The sequence below is a fragment of the Flavobacterium sp. NRK F10 genome, from assembly GCF_024054235.1.
GTDB lineage: Bacteria > Bacteroidota > Bacteroidia > Flavobacteriales > Flavobacteriaceae > Flavobacterium > Flavobacterium sediminis.
This window is the reverse complement of the sequence record NZ_JAMXLC010000001.1, coordinates 2,209,077-2,218,262: the sequence shown is the minus strand read 5'-3', so window position 1 is coordinate 2,218,262 and position 9,186 is coordinate 2,209,077. Positions and strand designations below refer to the sequence as shown.

The 9,186-nt window shown below is 37.4% G+C and carries 9 protein-coding genes; 2 read left to right on the top strand and 7 right to left on the bottom strand.

The window, feature by feature from the left end; all coding sequences use genetic code 11:
* Positions 1 to 432: Ig-like domain-containing protein (locus NHF50_RS10060; RefSeq protein ID WP_252776196.1), on the bottom strand; the 432-nt coding region annotated here is incomplete at its 3' end.
* 163 nt (positions 433 to 595) lie between these two features.
* On the opposite strand from NHF50_RS10060, the gene NHF50_RS10055 reads away from it, so the two are divergent.
* Complete coding sequence (locus NHF50_RS10055; RefSeq protein WP_252776194.1) at positions 596 to 1,390, top strand: hypothetical protein; 795 nt, start codon at positions 596 to 598, stop codon at positions 1,388 to 1,390.
* 211 nt (positions 1,391 to 1,601) lie between these two features.
* On the opposite strand, the gene NHF50_RS10050 is transcribed toward NHF50_RS10055, so the two are convergent.
* The 4 genes from NHF50_RS10050 to NHF50_RS10035 all read right to left on the bottom strand — a co-directional run bounded on the left by NHF50_RS10050 (position 1,602) and on the right by NHF50_RS10035 (position 6,511).
* Positions 1,602 to 1,829, bottom strand: coding sequence for a hypothetical protein (locus NHF50_RS10050; protein WP_252776192.1), 228 nt, complete (start codon positions 1,827 to 1,829; stop codon positions 1,602 to 1,604).
* A gap of 972 nt (positions 1,830 to 2,801) precedes the next feature.
* Entirely contained in the window at positions 2,802 to 3,737 is a 936-nt protein-coding gene (locus NHF50_RS10045) for a tyrosine-type recombinase/integrase (protein ID WP_252776190.1), read from the bottom strand.
* A 120-nt stretch (positions 3,738 to 3,857) separates the two neighbouring features.
* Positions 3,858 to 4,796 (bottom strand): tyrosine-type recombinase/integrase, encoded by a 939-nt coding sequence (locus NHF50_RS10040; protein WP_252776187.1) that lies wholly within the window; start codon positions 4,794 to 4,796, stop codon positions 3,858 to 3,860.
* A gap of 77 nt (positions 4,797 to 4,873) precedes the next feature.
* Positions 4,874 to 6,511, bottom strand: coding sequence for a hypothetical protein (locus NHF50_RS10035; RefSeq protein WP_252776185.1), 1,638 nt, complete (start codon positions 6,509 to 6,511; stop codon positions 4,874 to 4,876).
* Between the two features lie 141 nt (positions 6,512 to 6,652).
* On the opposite strand from NHF50_RS10035, the gene NHF50_RS10030 reads away from it, so the two are divergent.
* Positions 6,653 to 6,982 (top strand): helix-turn-helix domain-containing protein, encoded by a 330-nt coding sequence (locus tag NHF50_RS10030; RefSeq protein ID WP_252776183.1) that lies wholly within the window; start codon positions 6,653 to 6,655, stop codon positions 6,980 to 6,982.
* A gap of 836 nt (positions 6,983 to 7,818) precedes the next feature.
* Here NHF50_RS10030 and NHF50_RS10025 read toward each other — a convergent pair.
* Together NHF50_RS10025 and NHF50_RS10020 are read right to left on the bottom strand one after the other, a co-directional pair.
* Positions 7,819 to 8,256 carry a hypothetical protein gene (locus NHF50_RS10025; protein WP_252776180.1) on the bottom strand — a complete coding sequence of 146 codons (438 nt, stop codon included), beginning with the start codon at positions 8,254 to 8,256 and terminating at the stop codon, positions 7,819 to 7,821.
* Positions 8,257 to 8,263: 7 nt separating this feature from the next.
* Positions 8,264 to 9,186, bottom strand: a 923-nt coding sequence (locus tag NHF50_RS10020) for an RHS repeat-associated core domain-containing protein (RefSeq protein WP_252776178.1), incomplete at its 5' end; no start/stop codon positions are given.

Sequence of the window (9,186 nt, the reverse complement as noted above, 5' to 3'; positions counted from 1 at the left end):
TACTACCGTAGTCGGATCGATCGTTCCGTCTGTATCTGTATCGTTAGCTGTTACGTCGATAACTACAGGTGTATCTTCATTGGTTGTTGCATTGTCGTCTGTTGCTACCGGTGCATCGTTTACCGGATTAACTACTACCGTTACCGTTGCCGTATCACACAAACCCTCGTTGTCACATACCTGATATTCGAAAGTATCCGTTCCTACATAGTTCGGATCAGGAGTATAGGTCACTTCTCCGGTTACTGGGTTTACCGTTACCGTTCCGTTTGATGGGTTTACCGTTACGTATTTATATTGGTATGTCTTAACTTCCAAAAAACGCCCGTTTTCCCTCGTTTCATGGTTTGATTTTTCCAAAAATGGTTTTTGCTCATAGTCCTCAGAACTATAAGTTAAAAAAGCATCATAAGTGTAACCTGCTGTAAACATACTTACCAAAGATAATGTTTATTACATCATGTTGGTTTTTTTGTATTTATTTTTTATTTAACTTTTTTTCTTACAATAATGGCATGCGTTTTGAAGTTATCCGTTTATATGTCAAGCATATAAATAAATTGCCCCCAGTTAGTAACCTTTAATTTTTTACGTTATGAGTAAGCAAAAAGGGATTATCAAGTTAGTTGGTAATATTGGCGGGGTATCGTTCTACTCTTCCAATGGTGAGTATTTGGCCAGAACCGCAGGCGGGCCAAGTAAAGAAAAGATCGCTACGGGTGCGAACTTTGTTCGTACACGGGAGAACAATGCCGAGTTTGGCGGTGCTGCCAAAGTGGGTAAAGCGTTGCGAACAGCTCTTAGCAGCGTGATCCAGACGATGGGCGGAAGTACTTTAACGGCTTCTCTTACACGCTTATTCAAGTCGATCAATGCTAAAGCTTCAGGAACAAGGGGACAGCGCCCTATTGCTTTGAGCGGGAACAAAAGCCAGGCTAAGGGACTGGAACTTAATGACAAGTTGAGCTTTACTTCTGTTTTTAATGCGCCTTACTCGGTAACGACGGATACGGACAGGGTACAGATCACTTTTACTATTCCGGGTTTTATTCCGATCAATTTTATTAATGCTCCGGCAGGGGCTACGGGGTTCCGTATCGTAGGGGCTGTGGGTTGGTTGTCGGATTACAGTTATGACAGTTCTACGCTGAACTATGAACCGGATGTACCGGATCAGAACAGTATAGGGATCACTCAATACAGTAACATTCTGCCTATTGACAACACGCCGGCTACTATATCGTTAGTGGCTGATGCTCCGGGGGGATTGATCCCTGATGCGGGCATCAGTGTGCTGGCTTGTCTGGGGATTGAGTTTTACCAAAAGGTGGATAATGTGGATTATCTACTGGCTCAGGGTAACGCTATGCGTATAATTGATGTTTTTTGAGTTGTAAGACTCTTCTATTAACCGTTGGGCTCTCGGGTAACCGGGAGCTTTTTTTATGCTTACAGGGCTTTATAATCATTATTTCAGGGATATAGCAACTATGCTTTATAGTTGTTTTATCCTTTTTTTATTTATCTGATTAAGTCGGCTTTAGTGGGCTTATGGTGGGCTCATCCTCGGGAGGTCTACGGAACATCTGTAACTATTCGGTTTATTTGTTTTTAAACATTTCGATGATTTTGGTAAATGGAATACCGGGAAGTACTTTCACAAAAAAGTCTCCGATTGGTTTTATCCTGTCTTTTTCTACTTTGTTTAATATTAGTGTCATAACGATTATAAACACTAAAATGATTGTTATTAGTAAAGTTGTTTCAGTCATAATATTTTCTTTATATATAAATATGTCCGTATTTCTAAAAAGTTCATTTTTTTTCATTTTTGTATCACTTTTTTTTCTCAAGCAAGGTAAATACTGGCTTTTAAAAAAAATAGGACAGTTAATTTTTGCTCAGTTTCAACACTTTTTCTAACTATCATGTGATATGGTTTTTCGTGTTTTTTTATAAAATTCAGTACGATGAGTTAAATAAAAAAATATGTGTTTTACCTCTTTACAGCTTTGTAAAGTATCTGGACACTTTACGGGTTTACACGTAATAGGCTGATGGAACGGCTAAAGGATGCCTTTTTAAAAACCGCCGATTTAAGGCGGTGGGCGAAGCTCGGACAATCGGGGGTTTTTAAAAAGATTAGGCGCACGCCGATTGAGTGCATAAGGATCGGTTTTTAATTTTTGTGCTAAAAAATGAGCAAAGATCTAAGACTGTGAGCTGTGGTGGTGCAGGCGTAATTTTGTGATGTTTTTTGAGCAAAAATTTGTAACCATGTGTCTTTTAAGGTGTTAGATTTTATCTGTAGGTTTTGACAGATTTTATCCGTAGGGGTTTGATGGTGTTGTACTTGGTATTTTTTTGTGCTTTGTTTTTCGGGGTTTCGGGTGGTTTTTGGGTGGTTTTTTGGCTTTGGATTCCGCATTATTTTGATACCGGACAAATGGGTGTCGGGTGTGGCGGGGGGAACGGGTGGGCGCCGGGGGTGCGGCTATTTTACATAATGGGCTTATAGCTGCAAGGCGTAGCGTACCCGAAGGGCTTGAACTATAAGAGCGCATTATGTATCAATAGCTTGGGGGCGTTTTTTGGGGTGCGCTTGTTTATCGGTTGGGGTGTAAGGCTCTTTGTTTTTGTCTCTTTTATGCGCGATGGGTTTGGAAAAATAAAAGGGCAAAAACAAAGTGCCTTACTCGGGGTAAACAAGGGCTAAGCGCAGGGTGTAAAACGCAGGAGCTTGGGAAGCTTGGACTGGGCGGGCGCAAATTCGTCAGCGAAGCGTACCGATTTTTTTTATATTACCCTATCGGGTGGAAGTTCTCGATTTCTTTTTGTAGATCGTCGATATCGTTGATTAGATACATTTCGGTTGATAGTATGTGTTTGTGTCCGGCAAAGTATTGCACTTGTCTTAGGTTGTAATTTTTAAGCCAATAGGTGATGACGGATGCGCGAACTTGCAGGAAGTTGATGAACTTCGGGTTTTGTTCTTTTAGTTCTTCTGTTAGTCGTTTGTAGATGCTTAGTGTGCCTGATTCTTTTACTTTGGTCTTTCCGGATGCCGGAGTGCTTAAAAAAAATTGCCCGGTGTTTTGTTCCTGATATTTTAGCAGTTCGTTTCTGGTGGTATATTGGTATTCCATGATATCCAGTATTTGATTGGATTTAAGTTCTAGTGTACGATCTTTTCCTATTCTTCCGCCTCTGATGTCTATTTTTCCGTTTCGTAAATCCAGATCGTCTACTAAGATCCTGCTTACTTCGGCTGTGGTTATGCCTTGATGAACGAACAACCCCAGAATGACTTTGTTTCGTTCTTTGCTTAGTCTGTAACCGGTAAACCAATTGTGATGGCTTCGCTTATCGTCTGCTTTGGGAACCGGGTAGTTTTCGTAAAGGCTTTGTAGTTCCTGTGGGGTTAGTATGGGATAGATCTTTGGCTTTTGCGTGCCTTGTAGTTTTATTTTTTTCGCAGGATTGTCTTTTCGTTTTTTGTGTTCTATTAAAAAGCTGAAGTAGTGTTTTAAGCTGTACAACTGCATCTTTTTGGTTACTGCGTCTACTCCTTTTTTTTGTAAGTAACTTACATATAACAGGATCTCTTTTGCGCTACAGGTTTCGGCTTCGGTATTGGTTTGGTCTAAAAAGCTGATGAATTTTAAGGTGTTGTAGTGGTACGCTTCTATCGTGGTTTTGCTTAACCCTTGTTCTTTTAAATATCTTTTAAAGTCCATAATTTTAGTTTATAGTTAACGGTTTACAGTTTTTAGTTTTCTTTTTCTTCGATTAAATGTGTATATATCTGCGTGGTTTGTTCACGGTGTTTTTTATTGTTTTTTAATGGCGTTCACGAACTACTCATTTTCTTCTTGGATTAAATGTGTGTAAATTTGAGTAGTTTCTAAACTGCTGTGTCCTAAGAACCTTTGTACTTTTTGCAGATCCATTCCGTTAGCCAGTAAGTGGGTGGCTATGGAGTGCCTGAGGCTGTGCAGGGTAATTGTTTTTTCTTTGAGTGCTATGTTGTCGCTTTGGTTGATGATCCGTTTTAGTCTGTTGCCTAAAGTGCCTCCTGTAAGGGGCTTGCCTTGACCATTGATAAATAGTTTGTGTTCGGTTTTGTCTTTTACAAGTAAAGGGCGGTATTCGTAAATCCAGTCTTGCAATATCTTTGATGTGGTTTGGTTAAAGGGGATCAATCGCTGTTTGTTGTTCTTTCCTTTTTTTACGTGTAATACCCGGGTATCAAAATTGATGTCGTCTATGCTTACGTTTGTGCCTTCTGTTCTTCTAAGCCCGCAACCGTAATAGATCGTAAGCATTACTTTGTCCTGATGGTTCAGTACTTCTTGTTTTTGGGTAATGAGTTGCTGGTTTTCCAGTATTTTGTATAATTCTTTTATTTCTGCTATGGTGAGTATTTCTCTTTTTAAATTGTCTGTTTTTAAGAATTTTAAGTTTAAAGGCGGTAACCCGTTTACTCCTTTATGATCGAGGAACTCGAAGAACTTTTCAAGCCCCCAGATGTGATGATTGATATAGTTTGTACTTAAAGCGCCGTTGTGTCTTTCATTGCTTCTTGCGGTTAAGTACTGATAATAATTTTGCAGGTGCTGATCGGATAATTGATGGATCTGTTTGATGTTGTTCTGTTCTAAAAAGTATAAAAACTCTCTTGCCTGATTCGGTAAAGTATAAACGGTTGTAGGCACAAAACCTAAGATGTCTAACCATTCTTTAAAGGCTTTCTCTAAGTAGTGGTAACCTGATGTTTGTAAGGGTAGTTTTTTCATTTCTTTTTAAGGTTATGGGTAAAGGCTAACAGGTAAATGGTGCTTGTTTTTTTTGGTCGTCATAGTCTTTGGGCTGTTCACTCGTTCGGTTGTTGTTTTTTCTTTGTGGTTGTGGTTTTAACCGACCTAATTGGTGTTTTGGTTCGGTCTTGTTCACTGGTGCTGTTCTCGATGTTTGTTACTACTGTTTTTAATATAGTGTCTATTTTGTTTTCCAATATTTTGTATTCTTTATCGCTTACTAATCTATAGTTATGGGTTTGGGATTCTTTGTCGTGTATCTTTGTTATCAGTCCTGCATCTAACCAGGCGTTTAAATGGTATTGTGCTGTGCTTTTGGCGATTCGAAGTGTGGTTCTTAGTTGTGCATTGGTAAAGGTTTCGGTTTTATTTTTGAGGATGGTTTTAAAGGCTTCTAACTGGTTGCGGCTTCTGCCTGTTAAGGTGTCGGCTTTTCGGATCAATACTTCTTTGATCAGTTCATTAGCATTCTTTATGTCTTCTATTGTGGTTTCTATATATTCTTCGCCTGTGGTTTGATCGTATTGTTTTGTTCTTTGGAACTGGTGGTAATAGGTAATGAGTTCTATAAATTGTAAATAGTGTGCATTGGTTCTTCTGGGTTTTAGTACTTCTTTGGGTAACTCTAATGATTCGGCATAGGGATTTACTACTCTAATGTTTTGTAATATATATTGTGAGTTGCGCAGAAGCTGCACCGCTAATAATTGTTTTTCTATATCAATATTGCCTGCGGAGGCTTTACGCTGATAGTTCATGATTTTATCGTCTTGTTCGGGGCTTTCATCCAAGTAGATTAAAAAGCTACGGTTGGCATTGTCTTCGTAAATTTGTTCCCGAGTGGTAGCACCTCCTACGCATACAGGTCCTTCAACGGTTATGTTTTGGGATTTGGTTTCTCCTTTGGTGTTTTTAAAGGCTATGGTTTTACTGATCTTTTTTTTGCTTTGTAGTTCTCTGATCGGATAGAGGGCGCTTTCGGCTCCGTCCAGATCTTCGATCAGTATTAGTTTGTGTTTTAGCTCTTGTTGCCCGAAGTAGTAAAAGGCGTTTTCTGATAGTGTGGTGATCTCTATTTTTTCTTCGTCCGGGATTAAATTGCCGATGTTTTCCTGTAGGTGTGTTTTGCCTGTTCCGCTGCTGCCTAAACTGATGATGTGTAAGGGTTGCTCTCGTTTTCTACTGCTAAAAATTAAGTACATGATCAAGCGGTTGGTTTCTTCTCCTATGATTCCGCTTTGACCGATCAGTTCGTTCGTTAGCGTTAAAAGATTCTCTGATTGTAATAACTCTAAAGCTTCGTTTTTTTCTTTTTCTGTAAGTTGTTTGGCTTTTGGACTTTGGTCTTGTGACTTTAGACTTTCTAATCTGTATTGTTCCAGTTCTTCTATCAGTTCGTTGATACTCGCTTCGATTACACTTGTACCTATTTCTAACTTAGTGGCTGTTTTTCGGATTAGTTTTTCTACTTGGGTGTCGTTGTATAGGTCTAAATTATGGCGTACTGCAAGCCCTCCAGCCCCCGAAGGGGGTGTTTCCTCTGATTGCGGATATAGTATTGTTTGTATTTTGAGTGTTACACGCATTCGGTCTAAACCGTCTAACCTGATACCGCCTAACACTGCTATTTTGATTAATTGGTTTTGATATTCTAATTGGTTGGGATTGGTAGTAAGTAAAGCTGCTGTTGCCATAATGAAAATTATTTTTATAGAACTTTTAAGTTTCAAAAATAACCAATCAGTTTTAAATGACAAAATTTTTAATATTTGTTTAATACTTTTACATTCTATAAATTTGCTCTATTCCTGTATTTGCAGTATTAAATAACACTTATGAGTTTTGGTAAACGATTAACAGAAGTAAGAAAAAGCAAAAACCTTTCGCAAGAAGATTTGGCTAAACACTTGGGAACAAAGTCTCCGGTAATAGGACGATACGAACGTGACGAGATGAAGCCTTCTATTGATACCGCTAATAAATTGGCTGATTTTCTGGAAGTGTCTTTAGATTACCTTACAGGTAATACGGATGTGTTACTGGATACTAATACGTTAAATCGTATCTTAGAGGTACAGCAGTTGCCGGAAGATGTAAAAGAGAAGCTCTTTTATTTTATTGATATGACTATCAGGGATTATAAAGCTAAACAGGCTTATAAATAAGCTTTTTTTCTTTCTTCTATACTTTGCAAGGAAGACCAGCTACATTAACATCTATAGCTTTTAATGCTTTTTATGATGCTGTATTTACAACTTTTTTTTTATTTAACATACATTTTTGCTTGTACTGATTGTACTAAACTAATAAATATGTTGTACATTTGCTGTGTACATTTGTGTACACTATTTGTTAGTATTGATTGTATAATTCAAGTATATAGACTATACAACCAACAAAAAACCCACCTGCTGCTGCAAATGGGTCTGGTGATTTAACTACTTATTGAGTTTATCTATTACTCCAAGTAGTTTGGTAATTGCAATAACTACCAATAAAAATAAAAGAACATTGATTTGTTCCATAATTCGTATACTTTTTTTGGTTAATAAATAACACCAAAATCCTAATAAGAACCGAAGCTGCAACTTCGGTTTTTTCATTATTCAGGTGCGCAGGACGTTCCTACAACACAAAGATAAGTATAAAATCAATACCCCTATTTTTTGTTATTAACCGTTTTATTATTTTAAAGCTAATAGCGTTTTTTTGATTTCTTAATTAAATACTTTTTATTATATGCAATGGTATGAGATTGTTTTAGGGATTGTCGCTTGGATAATTGGCATTTACCTGTACGGGAAGATCAGAGGGCAACATTCTGGTAGATACTACAACAACAGCAGAAGAAAAAGACGTAAAAAATAAAACCACTCTATAACAGAGTGGCTTTACTTTTTATTCATACCTCTACTTAACTTTGTATTCTCACAACAGTAATACAGATCGTTTAAAGTATTTCTATTGGTTTATATAATAAAAAACGAGGAAAAAATACAGATTATGAACTAATCTTTTGTTTCCATTCATTATACATTTTAGTAATAACAGGTTCTATTTTTTCATAATTTCCCCAATTATCTTCTACATGAAATAAGGTTTCATATTTATTAAAAACATTTGCATAATCATCTATATATTGCCCATAATCTTTTTCATTTGCATAATAAAAATGTGCAAAGCTATTTCCTTCTTTATTTAAGTCTTCTGACCATAACTTACCGTCACATTCTTTTATCAAAAATTGTGTTCCTGTCATCTCTCTTGCCTTAACTTTTTCTATTGATTTTTTTGAATTTTCAAGATGCATTGAACTAATAAGATTATTATTAATTATCCATGTTAAAAACATACCTATATGAGTGCCACCATTTTGAAAAGGTAATTCTTTAGGGTAATTACTTCCGGTATGCCAATCTATTCTATCATATGTAATCATACTTTTTTTATTGAGGTCTAACTATATTTACATTTGTTGGAGGTATTTGAGTTCCTGCTGGTAACCCAACCGAAGCTCCATTATTTCCTTTAACAACCCCTCCATTTTGCTCAATTAATGGAAAAGCTATTGTTTGATTTGGTGTTAATGGTGCAGTTGCTGAAGATTTTGCTTCAACTATTCCAATTGTTCCATTTGAATCTACTGTTAAAAAATCTGGACGTGTACGTGTACCGTCTGAAGCTTCAATTGTTACTTGCGTTGCTACTTTAGCGTCACTTGCTTCTAATTGAGTTTGAACCTGATTTTCAAAACTAACTCCTTGCGCTCTATTAGCCTTTAATGTATTTGCTTTTGTACTACTAACAGCCGTTTCACTGCTTGCTACCTCACTAGTAGCTGTAGCTGTTGTTTCTCCTGTTCCTTTAAGAATTCTATGAGTAAGCACAACAGCCGTTACATTAACCACCGTTTTCCCTATTGCTTCACCATCTCCCGTTGCTGCCTTTTCTACAGTTTCAACTGCGCTTTTTGCTCCACTTGTCTCATAAACTTGATTCACATACTCTTTTGCAGCTCCTGCTACTCCTTCTTTCTTATATGCTTGTACAACACTTTTAGTAGCACTAACTCCATTTTTCAATCCGTGATAAGTACTCGTTGCTGTACCTACTATAAGGTTTCTTCCTGCACTCCAAGCCCCTTTGGCATAACTTTTCAACCAAGCCGGATCAGGCCACATTCCATCAGGATCTATAAAATAAACAGGGTTATTAACAGCATATACATAAGGAGACCATCTTCTAGAAACTTCAGCCAATGGATCTATATTAAACCACCTACCGAGAGCAGGATCATAGTTTCTCGCTTGGTAGTCATACCAATTCAAACCGAGTTCATCTTGCAGTTCTTTACCGTTGTATTTATATT

Excerpts from the sequence above, each read along its gene's own strand:
- NHF50_RS10055 (WP_252776194.1), top strand. The coding sequence starts at position 596 with ATGAGTAAGCAAAAAGGGATTATCAAGTTAGTTGGTAATATTGGCGGG.
- NHF50_RS10050 (WP_252776192.1), bottom strand. The coding sequence starts at position 1,829 with ATGAAAAAAAATGAACTTTTTAGAAATACGGACATATTTATATATAAA.
- NHF50_RS10045 (WP_252776190.1), bottom strand. The coding sequence starts at position 3,737 with ATGGACTTTAAAAGATATTTAAAAGAACAAGGGTTAAGCAAAACCACG.
- NHF50_RS10040 (WP_252776187.1), bottom strand. The coding sequence starts at position 4,796 with ATGAAAAAACTACCCTTACAAACATCAGGTTACCACTACTTAGAGAAA.
- NHF50_RS10035 (WP_252776185.1), bottom strand. The coding sequence starts at position 6,511 with ATGGCAACAGCAGCTTTACTTACTACCAATCCCAACCAATTAGAATAT.
- NHF50_RS10030 (WP_252776183.1), top strand. The coding sequence starts at position 6,653 with ATGAGTTTTGGTAAACGATTAACAGAAGTAAGAAAAAGCAAAAACCTT.
- NHF50_RS10025 (WP_252776180.1), bottom strand. The coding sequence starts at position 8,256 with ATGATTACATATGATAGAATAGATTGGCATACCGGAAGTAATTACCCT.